Origin of the sequence: uncultured Sulfitobacter sp., from assembly GCF_947502895.1 — a bacterium.
Classification (GTDB): Bacteria; Pseudomonadota; Alphaproteobacteria; order Rhodobacterales; family Rhodobacteraceae; genus Sulfitobacter.
Genome location: NZ_CANNBM010000002.1, coordinates 868,149 through 886,437 on the forward strand (window position 1 = coordinate 868,149; position 18,289 = coordinate 886,437).

The window sequence follows — 18,289 nt, forward strand, 5'->3', positions numbered from 1 at the left end:
CCGCGCCCTGTGCTATCGCCCTAGCAACCTAGTCAACCAAAGGCGCTGCCCCATGTCCTTCGACCGTTCCATCAAAATTGCCCCCTCCATCCTTGCCGCCGATTTCGCCAACTTTGGCGCGGAATGTGCCGCTGTTGAGACGCAAGGCGCAGATTGGATTCATGTGGATGTGATGGACGGGCATTTTGTGCCCAACATTACTTTTGGCCCTGCGACATGCGCCGCGATCCGGCCACATATCAAGGGCGTGATGGATGTGCATCTCATGATCTCTCCGGTAGATGCCTATATCGAAGATTTCGCCAATGCGGGTGCCGATTTCATCACTGCCCATGTCGAGGCAGGACCACATATTCATCGTACCCTACAGGCCATCCGCGCCACAGGGGCCAAGGCAGGCGTCGCCCTGAACCCCAGCACTCCAGCCGAGGCTGTGGCCCATCTGCTCGATCTTACCGATCTTGTCTGTGTGATGACGGTCAACCCCGGCTTTGGCGGTCAGAAGTTCATCGACATGAGCGACAAGATCAAGACCCTGCGCGCTATGATCGGCGACCGGCCTGTGCATATCGAGATTGATGGCGGCGTCGATCCCAGAACCGCCCCGATCGTTGCAGCAGCGGGAGCCGACGTGCTGGTCGCAGGCTCTGCCGTATTCAAAGGTGGCTCGGTCAGCGATCCTACGCCCTACGGCACCAACATCCGTGCGATCCGCGAAGCAGCCGCAGGCACCTACGTCTAAGCTGTGACGAGCGCCTGTAAGGCAGCGAGGAACCACAAGCTCAGGGAAGCTGATCGGCAAATGTCTCGATCATTTTATGCTTGAGCAGCTTCCCCGTGGGTGCGGCAGGAAGCGCGGTTGCCAGCACGATGTGCTTGGGCCGCTTGTAGCCTGCAAGACACTTTTTCACGAAAGCACGCAAATCGTCGATGTCTGGCCTGTCCGCGTCAGACACTTGAACAAAGGCCAGCACTTCTTCGTCTCCGTCCTTGGTCCGCCCTACCACAGCCGACTGGATCACTTGCGGATGATCGTTTAACGCCGCCTCTACTTCTGGCGGGTAGACGTTAAAGCCACCGTGGATGATCAGCTCTTTCGAGCGGCCAAGGATATGCAACTTGCCGTCGGCATCTATCTTGCCCAGATCGCCTGTATGCAGCCATCCATCCGCGTCCAGCGCCTTGGCCGTTTCTGCGGGGTTCCGGTAATAGCCCTTCATTACGTGTGGGCCGCGCACCAGCACTTCGCCTTCGTCCACGCCATTGCCACCAGTTGCATCAACATCAATCCGCGCTTCGGTCCCGGGGGTCACTGGACCAACCGAGATATCGGGCGACCCGATCGGATTATTCGTGGCTGATGCGCCTGATGAAGTTTCGGTCATACCAAACCCGTTTTGCAACGGCAGTTCATAGAACGCCTCTGCCTTGCGTTTCCAGGCAGGGTCCAGCGGTGCGCCGCCGCTCGAGACATAACGCAAAGCAGGGGCGGCGAGCCGCTCCATCCCCTGCTCTTTGGTGTATTGCATGACCAGCGCGTGCATCTGCGGCACAGCGGGAATGATCGTCACACCTCCCATCGCAGCCTCGTGCAATTTTTGCGCCGAAAACCGTGCTTCGATTTGCACATGCGCACCTGTAAAGCACGCACCTGTCAGAACCGAAATCAACCCGAAAACATGGCTCATCGGCAGCACGCCGTACACAATGTCTTCTGGTACCATCTGCCGCAAACCGCTGGAGGCTTTCCCCCCGAACCGCATACCGCTATGGGTCAGCATCACACCCTTGGGGTCACCTGTGGTGCCTGTCGTATAAAGAAGAACCGCAACATCATCCAATTCGGGATCAGGGTCAGACACGCCTTGCGCCAACATAAGGGAGCCGAACGCCCCCTCAATCCCGACACCTTCCAAGCGCGCGGCGTGAGCTGCCGCATCGGCTGAGACATGGGCCGTGGCCACGATGGCCGCAGGGGTGGCGTGTTTCAGAACGCGGGCCACTTCCGCTTCGGTCTGGCGGGCGTTGAAAGGGATCACCACCGCGCCCAGTTTCCATGCCGCATGCAATGTCGCCACGGCGGCTGCGCAATTTTCGACCAACAACAGCACGCGATCGTTCTGTTGCACACCAACAGCAGTCAAATGCGCAGCCAGATCATCGCTCGCGCGGTCAAGATCGCTATAGCTCCAATGCACACCACTTGAATCGCTCAGCGCAGTGCTGTCCGGTGCTATCGCCACACGGTCCTTTAGAAAGTCCACCACCAGTTCCATGTCGCGTTCTCCCCTATGCGTTTGCTTGCCGTTCAACTGTAATTCGGGCTGCGTTTTTCCAGAAATGCGGCGATGCCCTCTGCCGCTTCGGGTGCGCCGGTGGCATGGCCCATGGCATCACGCTCATGATCCAGCTGCTCTGCCTCGGTGGTATCATAGGCGGCAGCGACCATCTTGCGAATAGCAGCCTGCGCATCGCGCGGCCCTGCGCCAAAGCGGTCGGCATATTGCCGTGCAACATCCATCGCATCACCCACTTCGGTTAGCGCATTTACCACCGCTAGGTCATACATCCGCTCGGCCAATACAGGTTGGGCCAACATGCACATCTCCATCGCCAGCTGCCGCGGCACACTGCGGGCCAAATGCGCCGTAAGCCCCCCGTCAGGGACCAGCCCTGCCTTGACATAGGACGCCACAAACTTTGCGCCCTTCGCGGCAACCACCACATCACACGACAACGCGATGCTTAGGCCAGCGCCCGCCGCCCCCCCTTCTACCGCAGCGATAATAGGGACGGGACAAGCCCGCATTGCGCGGATCACATCATGCAAGCTGTCGATGCGTGCCGCCCGCTGATCCGCTGGCATGCCCTGACTTTTGATAAGCTGGGTCAGATCACCACCCGCACAGAAAAACGGCCCCTCGGACGTCAGCACGATAGAGCGCAGGCGACGCTCCGATGCCATCTCACAGGCTTTCATGATGCACTCATACAGCTCGGGCGAAAGCGCGCCACGTTTGTCGGTGTTGCCGTTCCAAATGATCAGGCGGTCGCCTGCGTCTTCCAGCCGTGCGCTCATGGTGCTGTCTCCGTTAATCTAGTTTTTCTTGGGGGACGCGTTTGAACACGCCTGTTGATGTAGCCACCAAAGTGCCGTCTTCGTGATGCAACTCTGCACTGATAAACAGCAGGCTGCGCCCGCCACCTGTGACTGTGCCAGTGGCCGTCATGCGCCCGCGTCTGCCAGACCCTACGAACTGGGTGTTCATAGAGACCGTCAGGAACGGGGCCTTCCCTGTTGCGTCCACACTCAGTGATCCGGTTGTGCCACTTGCATTATCGAGCAGCGTCACGGCAATTCCGCCGTGCAACGCTCCATGTCGGTTGAGGTGGTCATCGGTCACATCAAGATAGCAGCGCCCGTGCAAAGGGTCACGCACATCTACGACGTATCCTAACAGGCGTTGGGTGCCGGTCTCACCATAGATGAAACCGGCCTCTTCTTTATGCTGCGGCGAGGGCAATAAAACGCTCCAGATGGTGATCTACATCGCCGAAACGATGGTCGGCCATGACAATACGCTTGGCGATATGTGCCAGCTCGTATTCCTGTGTCATGGCGATGCCGCCGTGCAACTGGATGCTTTCCTCACCCACCAGACGGCCAACGCGACCGATCAGGTTTTTGGTGGCCGAAACATTCCGCTCCCGCAAGCCTCGGCCCGCCTCAAGATGACCCGCAGCAAGGATCACGGCAGACCGTGCCTGCTCCATCTCGATCAACAGGTCAGAGAAGCGGTGCGCCAGCGCCTGAAACGTCCCGATCGGACGGCCAAACTGCTTGCGTGTTCCAAGGTAGTCTTTGGTCAGTCTCACAGCTGTTTCCATCGCGCCCAATGTCTCGGCGGTTTGGGCTACATTGGCGGCAGCGATGCGCGCCTCGATGGCCTCGCTCGCTTTGCCAGCCCCGCCCAGACGGGCAGATGCCGGCACTTTCACATCGTCCAGTGTCACTTCGGCGGCGCGGCCACCTGCCAGCAAGGCATAGCCCTGTACAGTCAGGCCAGCGGTGTCTTTGGGCACCAAAAACAGCGAGATACCCTCTGCATCGCCCTGCTCGCCACTTTCGCGCGCAGAAACTACCAGAACATCGGCAGCTTCGGCATTCACGACAACAGCTTTGCGCCCGTTGAGCACGATCTCACCGCCTGTCTCGGCAGCGGTGGTGCTGACGCGTGTGAGATCATAACGGCTGGTAGGTTCGCCGTGCGCAAAAGCCAGCTGCAAACCACCACCGATGATCTCTTCGATGTGTGCCTGCTGGTCTTCATTGCCCAAATCAGCGATCAGACCGCCCGCCAGAACAGCAGTATCGAGGAACGGTTCCACTACACCAGCGCGGCCCAGCTCTTCGAACACCACGGCAATGTCGAAACCCTTGCCGCCAAAGCCGCCCTGCTCTTCCGAAAACAGTGCGCCTATCACGCCCAGCTCCGCCAACTCGGCCCAGATCTCGGACGACATGCCGGTGTCGCTTTCAAGGATTTTGTTGCGGGTTGCCGTATCATAGCGGTCACGCAGGAAACGCCGCAGCGTGTCTTGCAGCATTTGCCGCTCTTCTGTCAGGTCAAAATTCATGCCTTAGCTCCCCATCGTGACTTTTGCGATGATCCCGCGCTGGATCTCGTTTGACCCACCGAAAATCGACAATTTGCGGTTGTTGAAATATTTGGCCGCAACAGGCCCCGCGCCCAACGGGTCAGGCAGAACTTCGTTGCTTCCTTCCACCGCTTCCGACGCAAAGGGCATTGCATAGACGCCAGCCGCACGGCGCGCCAGATCGTTGATCTCCTGACGGATGATTGTGCCTTTGACCTTGAGCATGGAAGATTCCACACCCGGTGCCTGCCCAGCCGCCGCCTTGGAGACGATACGCATGTTGGTCGTGCTCATCGCCATCAGATCAATCTCGACCTGTGCGACACGCGCTGCAAAATGCGGGTTCTCGATCAGCGGCTTGCCGTTCGCCATCTCGGAGCGTGCAAGACGTTTGACCGAAGCCAGACCCGCCTGCGAGAAACCAACGCCCGCAATGTTCGTGCGCTCGTGCGTCAGCAGGTACTTGGCATAGGTCCAGCCTTCGTTTTCCTTACCGACAAGGTTCTCGACTGGCACTTCTACGTCCGTAAACCACACTTCGTTCACCTCATGGGTGCCGTCCAGCAAGATGATCGGGCGCACTTCGACACCGGGGGTGTCCATGTCGATCAGCAAAAAGCTGATGCCCTCTTGCTGCTTGACGTCTTTGTCGGTGCGCACAAGGCAGAAAATCATGTTGGCGTGCTGGCCCAGTGTGGTCCAGGTCTTCTGGCCGTTCACGATGTAATGCGTGCCTGCCTCGTTCTTGACGGCTGTCGTCTTGAGCGATGCAAGGTCGGACCCGGCACCCGGCTCTGAGTAGCCCTGACACCACCAGTCCTCACCGCTCAGGATGCGGGGCAGCCAATAGTCATTCTGCTCTTGAGAGCCAAATTTTTGCAGCACAGGCGCAAGCATCCCCAGACCAAAGGGCACGATACGCGGCGCAGCGGCGGCGGCGGCCTCTTCCTCGAAGATGTGCTTTTGCACGGCGTTCCACTCTGCACCGCCGAACTTCTTGGGCCAGTTAGGGGCCAGCCAGCCACGCTCGTTCAGCGTCGCGTGCCATGCCTCCATGTCGGCCTTGTTCAGCTCACCCTTGCCGCGCACTTTGTCGCGCATCTCGGGTGTGACTTTTTCTTCCATAAACGCGCGCACTTCGTCACGGAATGCAATCTCGTCGTCGGAATAGCTCAGGTCCATTGGGATATCCTCTCCATCACTCTATCGGTTGTCGCTACACCCTTAGCTAGCGGGCGCACGGTTCAAGTCATCAAAGCTGCGGCCAGTCGCCACAAGCGATTGCAGCAAGGGTGCAGGTTTCCAGAACCACGCGTCCTCTTGCGCATACCGCTCGATGTCGGCCAGCACCTTATCAAGGCCCTGCAGATCGGCCCATTTCAGCGGCCCGCCCCAAAAGCGCGGAAAGCCGTAGCCAAACAGCAGCACCATATCAACGTCGGCAGGGCGTCGGGCGATGCCCTCATCCACCACCTTGGCAGCTTCGTTCACCATCGCACACATGTAGCGCCTGACAATATCTTCGTCAGTGAAATCACGTGGCGTAATTTCCAGCGCAGCCTGTTCGGCGGCGATCAGCTCGGGGATTTTCGGGTTTGGCACGCTGGCCCGGCTTCCCGCCTCATAGAGGTAATAGCCCTCGCCCGTTTTGCGCCCGAAATGGCCCTCCTCGCACAGCTTGTCGATATAGGTCGGGACCCTCTCGTCGGGGTGGCGATCAGGTGCTTTGCGCTTGCGGGTCATCCAGCCGATGTCGAGACCCGCCAGATCGGCCACAGCAAATGGCCCCATGGCAAAGCCGAAACCCGTCAACGCGCGGTCAATCTGGTAGGGTGACGCGCCGTCCAGCACCATGTGATCTGCTGCTGTGCGGTAAACGGCCAGAATACGGTTGCCGATGAACCCGTCACAAACCCCCGCCCGCACCGAGATTTTACCCAGCCGTTTACCAAGCTCAAAGCCTGTTGCCACGACATCAATCGCTGTCTTGTCGGCGACAACCACCTCCAGCAACTTCATCACGTGGGCAGGCGAGAAGAAATGCAGTCCGATCACATCCGCAGGGCGCGAGGTGGATGCAGCGATTTCGTCCACATCAAGATAGGAAGTGTTGGACGCAAGGATCGCACCGGATTTGCACACAGCGTCCAGCTTACCAAAGACCTCTTTCTTGACGGCCATATCCTCAAACACGGCTTCGATCACCAGATCGACATTGGACAGCGTGTCGTAGTTCACTGCAACTGTCAGAGCTTGCGTGACCAAGCCATCGTATTGCATCTGGGTAATCTTGCCGCGGCTCAGCGCACCTGCCAGATTGCCTTCGATCCGTTTGCGCGCGGCAGCGACCTGCTCTTCATTCGTTTCAATCAGCACAACCTGCATCTGCGCCAACAGGGCCGCTGTGGCGATGCCTGCGCCCATTGTACCGCCACCGATGACGCCGATTGCATCCAGCGCGCGCGGTGTCACACCCTTCAGTTCGGGCAGGTTGCTGACTGCACGCTCGTTAAAGAACGCGTGGATCATACCTTTACTCTGATTGCCTTGCAGCAGCTCAAAAAACAGGGCGCGCTCGGCGGCCATGCCTTCGGCAAAGGGCAGTTCGCTGGCAGCTTGGGCCGCGCGGATGATCGCACCGGGGCTGGTTTGGCCGCGACCTTTCTGCAGTGCTGTGACATGGGCCGCGTCCCAATCAATAGGCGCAGGTGCGGGCAATTCGGATACGGCGCGGCGCGGCGCGGCCTGGACCAGCAGCGCATTTGCATAAGCCAAGCCCACCTCTTGCGGATCGCCCTCTTCGATCTTGTCGATGATCCCGTGCTTCAGTGCCTCCGCAGCTTTGACCTGACGACCTGTAGACATGATTTCAATCGCTGTTTCGACCCCAGTCAGGCGCGGCAAACGCTGGGTGCCACCGGCACCCGGCAACAAGCCCAGATGCACTTCTGGCAGCCCAATTCGCGCGGTCGGTTGGGCAATCCGGTAGTGCGCGCCCAGCGCCACCTCTAGCCCGCCACCAAGGCTAACGCCGTGCATCGACGCAATGACCAGCAGCGGCGATGCCTCGATCCGCGTACACAGATCAGGCAGAGCGGGCTCCATTGGCGGTTTGCCAAATTCGGTGATGTCTGCCCCCGCAATAAAGGCGCGCCCCTCTCCCACAATCAGAACAGCCTTCACGCTGCTGTCCGCCTCGGCGCGGTCCATGCCACCAGACAACCCTTGCCGCACAGCTTGGGACAAAGCATTCACAGGGGGATTGTTGATGCGCAAAACAGCGACGGAGCCATGAACGCTAAAAACAACAGGATCAGACATTTGTGTATTCCTCGGATGGTTGCAGAACAGGTGCGGCGCAGGCGGCAACAGGTCATGCTCAATAAACCAGCACCTGCGCCAGATTGTCTACACCGCGCCCCACGATGGGCCAAATGACGCTACGGCCCGATGCATAGCAGCGATCACGAAAACGCGGCCTGATGCCAACACCGCTGGACGCGCCCGTCGATATCAGGTTCACTCCGCGCAGGGGACAAGGAAAATACATGCCGCTGCTGGATGTGACATCGCTAACCATTGGTTTTGGCAAAGCACCACCTGTGGTGACAGACGTCTCTTTTTCCGTTGAATGTGGTGAAACCCTTGCTTTGGTTGGGGAAAGTGGCTCAGGCAAGACGCTGACCTGCCGCTCGATACTGCGCATACTTCCTGCGACAGCGCAGCTGCGCGGCGGAGAGATTCGCTATGACAGCGGTGGATCGCAGTGCGATCTGCTGCATGCCCCTGCACGCCAGCTGCGCGCATTGCGCGGTGATCGTATCTCGATGATATTTCAGGAACCGATGCGCTCGCTCTCGCCGCTGCACCGTCTGGGCAATCAGGTGGCAGAGGTTTTGCACCTGCACCAGTCACTCAGCGCGACCGAAGCAAAGGCCCGCGTTCTGGCCCAGTTCGAGCGTGTCGGCTTTGCCGATCCCGAACGCGCGTGGAACAGCTATCCCTTCGAGATGTCAGGCGGCATGCGCCAGCGCGCGATGATCGCCATGGCCATGGTCTCAAAACCCGATCTGCTGATCGCGGATGAGCCGACAACCGCACTTGACGTCACCACACAGGCCCAAGTGCTGGGCCTGATCAAAGAACTTCAGGTCGAGACAGGCATGGCCGTGATCCTTGTCACCCACGATCTGGGCGTGGTTGCCAATATGGCTGACAAAGTCGTGGTCATGAACAAGGGCCGCGTGATGGAAGCAGGACGTGCCACTGACGTTCTGGGCGACCCTGCGCATGGCTACACCAAAAAGCTGTTTGCCGCAGCACCCGTCATTCCGACCGTGGCAGAGCCTGCCCGCGCCATGGCGCAGACCGATCTGATACTCGACATTCGCAATGTGACCAAAACGTTTACCCTGCGCAGCAAGGGGTGGCGCGCACCGCAGACAATAACCGCCTGCCGCGATGTGACACTGAAACTGCCGCGTGGCAAAACACTGGCCGTGGTGGGCGAAAGCGGATCAGGCAAGACGACATGCGCACGTGTCGCATTGGGAGCGACCCTGCCTGACGCGGGTGGCGAGGTACTGTTCAGGGCGCGCGCAGGCGATGCCCCCGTTAATGTACACGACCTCAGCTCAGCAGAGCGCCGCAACTTTCAGCGCGATGCACAAATGGTTTTCCAAGACCCCTATTCATCGCTCAGCCCCCGAATGCGGGTGCAGGACGCATTGATGGAGCCCGCGGAGATCCACAATATCGGCACAAGGGCCGAGCGGCGTGACAAGGCCGAGGCGATGATCCGTATGGTGGGCCTGAGCCCAGATATGCTGCCACGCTATCCGCACGCTTTTTCGGGCGGTCAACGCCAGCGCCTGTCGATCGCCCGCGCCCTGACGCTTGATCCGCAGCTGCTGGTCTGTGACGAGCCTACCTCGGCGCTGGATGTCTCTGTTCAGGACCAGATCCTGACCCTGCTGGAAGACATCCGCGACCGCGCGGGCCTGAGCTATCTGTTTATCAGCCATGATCTGGCCGTGGTTGCGCGGATCGCCGATGAAGTCGCGGTTATGCGCGCAGGTGTGATCGTCGAGCAAGCGCCGCCCGACACGCTGTTTTATAACCCTCAACATCCCTACACCCGCGCGCTGATCGCCGCACAGCCAGAGCCTGATATCACCCGCCCCATCGACCTTGATCTGGTGGCGAAGGGCGCTGGCAGCCCGGATGGCTGGCCTGAAATGTTCCGCTTTGAGGGCGCGCAGGCCCCTGCCCTACGGGAGCTGGAACCCGGACATATGGTGCGCTGTCATGTATAGAATTATCTCCTTTGCGGCAGCTTTGATGCTGTTTGCCGCGCCGACATTGGCGCAAACACCCGCTGTCAAAGAAAGCAGCTTTTGGGCCGCAGAAGTAACAAGCGGCAACATGCCTCCCGCCGCTGAACGCTTGCCGCTTGATCCGTTGATTGTCGATCTGGAGGCCAAAGGCAGAACGCTCGGCGTTCAAGGCGGGACGCTGCGCACGCTTGTTTCGCGCAGCAAAGACATACGCCAGATGGTGGTTTACGGTTATGCGCGGCTGGTGGGATATGATGCAGATTACACGCTGCAACCCGATATCCTGCGCGACATCACTGTTGAGGAAGACCGTAAGTTCACCCTGCATCTGCGCCGCGGTCACCGCTGGTCGGATGGCGCGCCATTCACCGCAGATGATTTTGCCTATTGGTGGACCCATGTCGCCAACAACCCCGAGATCACCCCCTCTGGCCCGCCGGAATGGATGACAGTTGACGATAAACTGGGCAGTGTGACCTTTCCCGACAAACATACTGTTGTGTTTGAATGGAGCGCGCCAAACCCGAACTTTCTGCCGCTCTTGGCACAGGCCAGCCCGCCTTTCATTTACCGTCCCGCACATTACCTCAAACAGTTCCATGTTGATTTTGCCGATGCCGATTTTCTGGTGCAGGAAATTTTGTCCGCCCGTGTAAAAAGCTGGGCCGCGCTGCACAACAAGCGCGACAACATGTATAAATTCGACAACCCCGACCAGCCCACATTGCAACCGTGGCTGAATGCCTCGGGCAAGCCTACATCGCGCAACATGTTCGTGCGCAACCCTTATTTCCACCGTATCGACACCGCTGGCACGCAGCTTCCCTATATCGACGTGGTGCAGATGACAGTGGTGGGCAGTGGCCTGATTGCAGCCAAATCCAACGCCGGCGAAGTAGATCTTCAGGCACGTGGTCTCGGCTTTCGTGATGTGGCGATCCTGAAAAAGGGCGAAGCAGACGGTGGCAAGTATCGCACCTTGCTCTGGGGCAACGGGGCAGCCAGCCAGATCGCCATTTATCCCAACCTGAATTTTGCAGATCCTGTGTGGCGCAACGTGATGCGTGATGTGCGCTTTCGCCGCGCGCTCAGCCTCGGGATTGACCGGCGCATGATCAACCGCGCGCTCTATTTCGGGTTGGCGCAGGAGGGCGGGATGACCGCGCTTGCCCGCAGCCCCCTGCACAACCCCGATGATCTGGCCGCTTGGTCACAGATGGACATCGCCCATGCCAACCGCCTGCTTGACGACATGGGTCTGACCGAGCGCACTGGCAACGGCCTGCGCAAATTGCCAGACGGCCGCGCAATGGAGTTTGTAATCGAGACCGCAGGCGAGCGGCAGGAAGAGGAAAACGCCCTGACAATCATCGCAGACACGTGGCGTGAACTCGGCATCCGTCTTATCATGCGACCACTGGACCGCGATATCCTGCGCAACCGCATCTATGCTGGCACAGGCATGGCCGCCGTCTGGTTCGGGTGGGACAACGGCCTGCCACGCTCTGAGACGTCGCCCGGATACCTCGCTCCGACCGAGCAGGAGTTTTTTGCGTGGCCCAAGTGGGGCCAGTATTACCAGACAATGGGCAAGGCAGGTGAAGCCCCTGATATGGAGGCCGCAAAGCGCCTTCTCGAGCTAAGCAGCGACTGGTCACACACCACCAACATCGAAGAGCGCACGGCAATCTGGGCGGAAATGTTGGACATCCATGCACAACAGCAATTTGCGATCGGACTGCTTTCAGGTGCGCCGCAGCCCGTTGTCGTTTCAAACCGTCTGCGCAACGTGCCACAGGAAGGCATCTGGGCCTACGACCCTGGCGCCCATTTCGGCATCCACCGCATCGATGAGTTCTACTTTGAAGATGCCCACCAGCAGGTCAGCCAATGATTGCAATTCTACGTTATGCCATCAGCCGCTTTGCCACGATGCTGCTGACCCTGTGGATTGTATCGATCCTGGTTTTTGTCATTATCAACCTGCCGCCAGGTGATTTCCTCAGCAACCAGATCGCCGAGCTGCGGGCCACGGGGCAGTCCGAAGGTGTGGCCAAGGCCGAATTTCTGCGCACTGAATATGCGCTCGACCGCCCGCTGTGGGAGCAATATATGATCTGGGCAGGCTTCATGCCCGGCCCCCAAGGGTTCTTTGGCCTGTTGCAAGGCAACTTTGGCTGGTCCTTCGAATTTGACCGCCCCGTGTCCGAAATCGTGGGCGATGCGCTGTGGCTTACTGTGCTGGTCAACCTCGCCGCAGTCCTGTTTGTCTATGTCGTGGCCCTGCCCCTGGGCGTATTGGCCGCCGCCAAATCAGAGACTTGGGTAGATTACACAGCAGGCTTTGTCGGATACCTTGGCCTTGCCACACCCAACTTCCTACTGGCGCTGATCCTGTTCTATTACGGGCACAAGTACTTTGATCTGCCCATCGGTGGCTTGATGAGCCCCGAATACGAAGGCCAGCCTATGTCGTGGGACAAGGTCAAATCTATCCTTGTGCATCTGATCGTGCCTACTTTCGTGATCGGCACCTCTGGGGCGGCGGCGATGATGCAACGCCTGCGCGCAAATATGCTCGACGAGCTGAGCAAACCCTACGTAGAAACCGCCATCGCCAAGGGCATGAAGCCCGGCAAGATGCTGCGCAAATACCCCCTGCGCATGGCCTTCAACCCTTTCGTCGCTGACATCGGAAATCTGCTGCCGTCGATGATTTCAGGCTCCGTTCTGGTGTCGGTTGTGCTGGGCTTGCAAACCATCGGCCCTTATCTGCTGACCGCGCTGAAATCCCAAGACCAGTTTCTCGCGGCCTTCATCTTGATGTTCGTGGCCCTGCTCACGCTGATCGGCACCATGATATCGGACGTGCTGCTGATGCTGCTTGATCCGCGTATCCGTCTGGGAGGGCGCAATTGATGAGCAGTGATCCAGACAACCGCTACGTCGACCCCGCCCCATGGTCGGAAGAGGCAGACCTCTCCGCCCCCGAGCGCTCGGATTTTGACGCGCCCAGCTATGTGCTGATCTGGCGCAAATTCCGCCGTCACAAGCTGGGTTTGATCTCGGGGCTATTCCTGCTTGTCTGCTACCTGATCCTGCCCGTAGCGGGCTTTGTCGCGCCGTACACGGCCAACGAACGAAGCGCAGATTACCTCTATCATCCACCACAAGAGATCAATCTGTGGCACGAGGGGGCATTCATTGGCCCTTATGTCTATGCAACCACAGCCATAGCCGATCTGGAAAATTACCGCTGGCGCTATTCCGTCGACACCACCACACCAATGCCGCTGCAATTTTTCTGTGAAGGAGCAGACTACAAAATCGCAGGCATCATTCCTTCGCATACACATCTGTTTTGCGCCCCCGAAGGAGCTACAATCTTCCTGTGGGGCTCGGACCGTTTGGGACGCGATGTATTCAGCCGCATCCTGTACGGCGCACAACTGTCGCTGACCGTGGGCATCATCGGCATTACCGTCAGCTTTATCCTTGGCATCTTTTTTGGGGCCATGGCGGGTTATTTCGGCGGCAAAACCGACTGGACGATCAACCGCGCAATCGAGATCCTGCGCTCCCTGCCTGAACTACCACTCTGGCTTGCCCTCTCGGCCGCGGTGCCGTCCAACTGGGGTCCAGTGGCCGTGTTCTTCATCATCTCGATCATTCTCGGTATCCTCGACTGGCCCGGCCTTGCCCGCGCCGTGCGCGCCAAATTCCTCAGCTTGCGCGAAGAGGAATACGTCCGCGCCGCCGAAATGATGGGCGCGAAACCATCGCGCGTGATCCGCCGCCATCTGCTGCCCAATTTTATGAGCCACCTGATCGCCAGCGCTACCTTGTCCATCCCCGCGATGATCCTCGGTGAAACAGCCCTCAGCTTTCTGGGCCTCGGCCTGCGCGCCCCTGCCGTCAGCTGGGGTGTCATGCTCAACGATGCCCAAAACCTCGCCAGCATCGAAATCTACCCTTGGACAGCAATCCCGATGCTGCCCATCATAGTTGTCGTGCTGGCCTTCAACTTCCTTGGCGACGGCCTGCGGGCCTCCCTTGACCCCTATCGCAGCTAATGAAAAGCGCACAAACCTCGGTCAAACGTGCCTTTTTCTCTTGGCCTTAAATCCTCCGGAGAGCGCGAGAGGCAGAGCCTCTCGCATATGTCGGACGGGCCCTTGGCCCGTTCGAAATATCTGACAAACTCGGCATCCTGAAACCAGACCCTAGCGGTCATCACCGTCCTGCGCCTCCCCCGCCTCGGTCTCCTCCTCGATAGAGGCATGGGCAGCGGCTGCGATCTCGCGCTTTTGCGCCTCGGTCAGGTCATCCACCTTGGCATCCGCCAACCGCACAGTAACTTCGCGGTGGGCAAATTTGATCCCTTCACGCTCGAAGAGCGCACGGATCTCTTCATAAACCCGCTTGCGCACCAGCCACTGATCGCCTGGTTTGGTCATGAATTTCACACGAATTATCATCGCGCTGTCCTGCATCTCGATCACACCCTGCGACTTCAGCGGGGCTATAAAATTCTGCCCGATCACTGGATCATCCAACAGCGCGATACCCAGTTTCTTGATCAGTTTGCGCACCTTTTCTACATCCGTGTCATAGGTCACCCGCAGGGGCAGCTTCATGATTACCCAGTCTCGACTGTAGTTTGTCATCACCTGCAATTCACCGAATGGAATGGTGTGCAACGCACCCAAGTGGTGGCGCAACTGGAACGAGCGGACCGAGATTTTCTCAACCGTGCCCTTCACCCCACCCACGTCCAGATACTCGCCCTTGCGGAACGCATCATCGAACAGAAAAAACGCCCCCGCAAAAATATCGCGCACCAGCGCCTGAGAGCCAAAGCCAACGGCAACACCTACTATGCCGGCCCCCGCAAACAGCGGGCCTACGTTGATCCCGACTTCCATCAACACGATCAATATGATCGTCACCACGACCACGATCAGCGTAAAGTTGCGAAAGAGCGGCAGCAGTGTTGCAAGACGTGAGGCCGAAGATGCGCTGCCCTCGTCCCCCGGTTCTGCGGTGATTTCGTCATCGGTTTCCTCTGCAATCTTGGTATCGATCCAGATGCGGAAGGCGTGATAAACGACATAACCGATAAAGATGATGATGATGATGTCCAGCACGCGGTCCAGCACCGATTCCACCATTCGCGCGCCATCATTGTCCCAAATATAGAAAAACGCATAGGCACCTGCGACAAAAGCAAGAATCCCTGCTACCCGCCGCGCCAGCGCTTCAAAACTGTTGAGGACGCGCACGGGCTGGCCATGCTCTTCGGCAGTGGCGGACAGCATGTCATGCTCGGCTTGGGTCAAATCTGCGGCAGTCGGTGCTTTCACGGACTGGGCCGGCTCGATCCGCTCGGCCAGCGGACCGGCAGGAGTATCACCTTCCAACGCTGTATCGGGATCAGGGTCCGGACCGTCCTCGCGCAGCATCTTACGCGCAAGAGCTTCGCGTTCCAGCCTCTCTTGCTCGGCGATTTCCATCTCGGCCTGTTTTTCGCGCAGCAATCGCAAGACGCGTGCGCGGGCAAAGCCACGCTCGATCACGTAGTTCACGACACCGTAAACAACAATTATCGAGATCAGGATGCCGTAAGCTCCAGCAATAAGCGGGATAGAACTGGGGTTCTCGAAGATCAGGTCATAGGTCAGCTCAAACCAGGCAAACAGCACGTAAAAGATCACCGCAGGTGCCCAGGCACGGCTGAGGATACGCAGCAAAAGGCCCACCTGAGCAGGTGATTTACCCCGCCGCAGCGCGTTGGATACCGCCGTTCTATTGACGATCACCAGCACAATATTGAACGTCACCACTGCCGCTGACAGCATCGCTGCGACCAGCGCATAGACATCATAGTTCAGGCCCAGTTCGCCGATCCAGATGCCAAAGAGGATCGCACAGATATCGAAACAGGCGAGCAGGTACATCCAGCGATGCAGCCGCTTTGCGTCGCGGTCCGAAAAAACCGGTATGCGATATTGCGACAGAAACGGCGACAGGATCATGCGCCACAGCCCCGCCACGAAGCGGCAGCAGAAATAGCCGATGTTTATCAGTGTGACCGTAAATTGCACCGCGCTATCATCCAGCGGCGGAAAGAACGCCACGCCAATAATGTAAGCCACTGCCATCGAGACCAGAATACCGACGACACCCACAGCAAACCGGAACACCAGAAACGGCATCTTCTCGGCATAGCCCGATGGCGCATCCTGCACGCGGGCCACCACAAAGCGACGCAATATGCGTTTGCCGAATACCTCGCGCTCGAACAACACACCAATGCCAAAAAGCAGCAGGCTCATCCCCAGTATCTGGGCAAACAGCATGATCGTTCCATCGGGAGAGGCTGCGCGCAGGATGTACAACACTTCTTGCACCGCAACCGGCATATTACTCAGGCGGTCGATCAACTGGTCACGCGCACGGTCCACATTTTCCTGTGCGGTCATCAATCGCGAATAATCCTCCGCAGAAGGCGCTGCACTGACCGAGGCGGATACGTCGGGTTCACCTTTGGTAATCACGCGGCCTTCGGTATCGATCACAATAATGTCAACACCGTCCCGCGCCGCATTGCGCAGGGTTTCCGCCAATGTCTCGGATTCGGTCGGCGCCGCCTGCTCCACTGTTTCTGCCTCACCATACAAGAGGTTGCTCAGCCCTTGGGCCTGTGCGCCCGTCAGCGGCATGATGCTGAGAGATATCCAGATCAGACAAGCAAGCAGTATGCGGAAAATCATTGGCACTATCCTTTGTCGCGCATGCAGCCTTGGTGCGCCTCACGCTGACGTGACGCTAAGGCGTTGGTCCTGTCATTGCAATTACCCGCATTCTGCCCATTTGCAACCTGTGCCACAGTCATGTGGCCGTTCGTTTTATGATGTTTTACAAACATTGCACTTTCATGCCATAGCGGACCTACGGGCCGCAGCACGCCGACCTGATATCTGCCGCGCGCACAATTGCCCAAGGAACCCGCCATGACCACCACCGCCCCTGCCGACCGGATCGCTGTTTTGGGTCTTGGCTATGTCGGGCTGCCGCTGGCACTGGCGCTGGCCCGCGCCGGTTTTGAGGTTTTGGGCTATGACATTCACAGCCCCATAATCGCGGCATTGCGTGCAGGCAGCGACCCCAACGGCGAGATTGACGACGGAAAAGTCGCTGCAACCACTGCGCGCTTTACCGATGTCGCTGCTGATCTGGCTGACTGTACCGCATTTATCATCGCAGTCCCCACCCCCATCACAGATGCAAAGGCTCCTGATCTGGGTCCTGTACTGGGCGCTTGTGCGACCATCGCGCCGCACCTGACCGACGGGGCCTTGGTGATATTGGAAAGCACTGTCTATCCCGGCGTGACCGAAGACGTTTGCGGCCCGGCCCTTGCAGCGGGCAGCGGGCTGATGACAGGCACACAAATCAAACTGGCCTATTCACCAGAGCGTGTGAACCCCGGCGATGCCGAACACTCTATGGAGAACGTAATCAAGATTATCGCTGCCCAAGACGACGAAACTCTGGACCGCGTCGAGAAGATTTATGCCCCTGTGGTCAAGGCAGGGCTGCACCGCGCCCCCTCTATCGCTACGGCCGAGGCCGCGAAGGTGATCGAGAACACACAGCGCGATCTCAACATCGCGTTGGTCAACGAATTTGCGCTGATATTTGCGCGGCTGGGGCTGGACACGCTGGAGGTGCTGGAGGCCGCTGGCACCAAGTGGAACTTTTTGCCCTTCAAACCCGGCCTTGTGGGCGGACATTGCATCGGGGTGGACCCCTACTATCTGACCTACCGCGCCGAGCAGCTGGGCTATCACCCCGAAGTGATCCTTGCTGGACGCCGCATCAACGATGCCATGGGCGCGCACGTAGCGCAAACCTTGGTCAAGGCGATGCTGGCCCGCGACATCGGAGTGCGCGGCGCAAAGGTGCTGATACTCGGCTACACCTTCAAGGAAAACTGCGCAGATACCCGCAACACACGTGTGGCCGATATTGTGGCCGAGCTGTGTGATTACGGCGTAAAACCCCACGTGCATGACCCGTGGGTTGGCGTAGGGCGTCTGCGCGATGAACATAATGTGCAAGGCGTCGAGACACCCGAGCACGGCATGTATGACGCCATACTTGTGGCCGTTGGGCATCGCGAGTTTGTGTCATTGGGCAGCGACGCCATCCGCGGCTTTGGCAAAAAGGGCGCAGTGCTCTATGACATCAAGGGAATATTCGGCAAATCAGGTAGCGACCTGAGGCTTTGA

13 protein-coding genes are annotated in these 18,289 nt (G+C 58.7%); 6 read left to right on the forward strand and 7 right to left on the reverse strand.

Features of this window, described 5'->3' with window-relative positions; all coding sequences use genetic code 11:
- Window positions 1–52 precede the first annotated feature (52 nt).
- Entirely contained in the window at window positions 53–742 is a 690-nt protein-coding gene (gene rpe, locus Q0903_RS12240) for a ribulose-phosphate 3-epimerase (RefSeq protein ID WP_299415643.1), read from the forward strand.
- Between the two features lie 40 nt (window positions 743–782).
- Here rpe and Q0903_RS12245 read toward each other — a convergent pair whose 3' ends face one another.
- The 6 genes from Q0903_RS12245 to Q0903_RS12270 are packed head-to-tail and all read right to left on the reverse strand — an operon-like array spanning window position 783 to window position 7,980.
- Window positions 783–2,276 carry a class I adenylate-forming enzyme family protein gene (locus Q0903_RS12245; protein ID WP_299415646.1) on the reverse strand — a complete coding sequence of 498 codons (1,494 nt, stop codon included), beginning with the start codon at window positions 2,274–2,276 and terminating at the stop codon, window positions 783–785.
- Between the two features lie 32 nt (window positions 2,277–2,308).
- Window positions 2,309–3,079: an oxepin-CoA hydrolase, alternative type gene (locus tag Q0903_RS12250; RefSeq protein ID WP_299415648.1), complete on the reverse strand. Its 771-nt coding sequence runs from the start codon at window positions 3,077–3,079 to the stop codon at window positions 2,309–2,311.
- Window positions 3,080–3,092: 13 nt separating this feature from the next.
- Window positions 3,093–3,524, reverse strand: a complete 432-nt coding sequence (locus tag Q0903_RS12255) for a PaaI family thioesterase (protein WP_299028172.1) — start codon at window positions 3,522–3,524, stop codon at window positions 3,093–3,095.
- On the reverse strand, window positions 3,505–4,638 hold the full coding sequence (locus Q0903_RS12260; RefSeq protein ID WP_299415651.1) for an acyl-CoA dehydrogenase: 1,134 nt from the start codon (window positions 4,636–4,638) through the stop codon (window positions 3,505–3,507). The genes Q0903_RS12255 and Q0903_RS12260 overlap by 20 nt, the downstream gene beginning before the upstream one ends.
- Before the next feature lie 3 nt (window positions 4,639–4,641).
- The gene (locus tag Q0903_RS12265) at window positions 4,642–5,841 is read right to left on the reverse strand and encodes an acyl-CoA dehydrogenase family protein (RefSeq protein ID WP_299415654.1); all 1,200 of its coding nucleotides are present in this window, start codon (window positions 5,839–5,841) and stop codon (window positions 4,642–4,644) included.
- A gap of 42 nt (window positions 5,842–5,883) precedes the next feature.
- Window positions 5,884–7,980: a 3-hydroxyacyl-CoA dehydrogenase NAD-binding domain-containing protein gene (locus tag Q0903_RS12270; RefSeq protein ID WP_299415657.1), complete on the reverse strand. Its 2,097-nt coding sequence runs from the start codon at window positions 7,978–7,980 to the stop codon at window positions 5,884–5,886.
- Window positions 7,981–8,207: 227 nt separating this feature from the next.
- Here Q0903_RS12270 and Q0903_RS12275 point away from each other — a divergent pair, with 227 nt between their 5' ends.
- Genes Q0903_RS12275 through Q0903_RS12290 form a run of 4 tightly spaced genes read left to right on the forward strand, consistent with a single transcriptional unit; the run spans window position 8,208 to window position 14,068 of the window.
- Entirely contained in the window at window positions 8,208–9,974 is a 1,767-nt protein-coding gene (locus Q0903_RS12275; RefSeq protein WP_299415659.1) for an ABC transporter ATP-binding protein, read from the forward strand.
- A gap of 25 nt (window positions 9,975–9,999) precedes the next feature.
- Window positions 10,000–11,889: an ABC transporter substrate-binding protein gene (locus Q0903_RS12280; RefSeq protein ID WP_299416080.1), complete on the forward strand. Its 1,890-nt coding sequence runs from the start codon at window positions 10,000–10,002 to the stop codon at window positions 11,887–11,889.
- A complete protein-coding gene (locus Q0903_RS12285) occupies window positions 11,889–12,914 on the forward strand; it encodes an ABC transporter permease (RefSeq protein WP_299029801.1) in 1,026 nt (341 codons plus the stop codon). Before Q0903_RS12280 ends, Q0903_RS12285 begins: the two co-directional genes overlap by 1 nt.
- The gene (locus Q0903_RS12290; RefSeq protein WP_299415662.1) at window positions 12,914–14,068 is read left to right on the forward strand and encodes an ABC transporter permease; all 1,155 of its coding nucleotides are present in this window, start codon (window positions 12,914–12,916) and stop codon (window positions 14,066–14,068) included. The genes Q0903_RS12285 and Q0903_RS12290 overlap by 1 nt, the downstream gene beginning before the upstream one ends.
- Window positions 14,069–14,218: 150 nt before the next feature.
- On the opposite strand, the gene Q0903_RS12295 is transcribed toward Q0903_RS12290, so the two are convergent.
- A complete protein-coding gene (locus Q0903_RS12295) occupies window positions 14,219–16,768 on the reverse strand; it encodes a mechanosensitive ion channel family protein (protein WP_299415664.1) in 2,550 nt (849 codons plus the stop codon).
- Between the two features lie 240 nt (window positions 16,769–17,008).
- Between Q0903_RS12295 and Q0903_RS12300 the strand changes: the two genes are divergently transcribed.
- The gene (locus Q0903_RS12300) at window positions 17,009–18,289 is read left to right on the forward strand and encodes a nucleotide sugar dehydrogenase (protein WP_299415667.1); all 1,281 of its coding nucleotides are present in this window, start codon (window positions 17,009–17,011) and stop codon (window positions 18,287–18,289) included.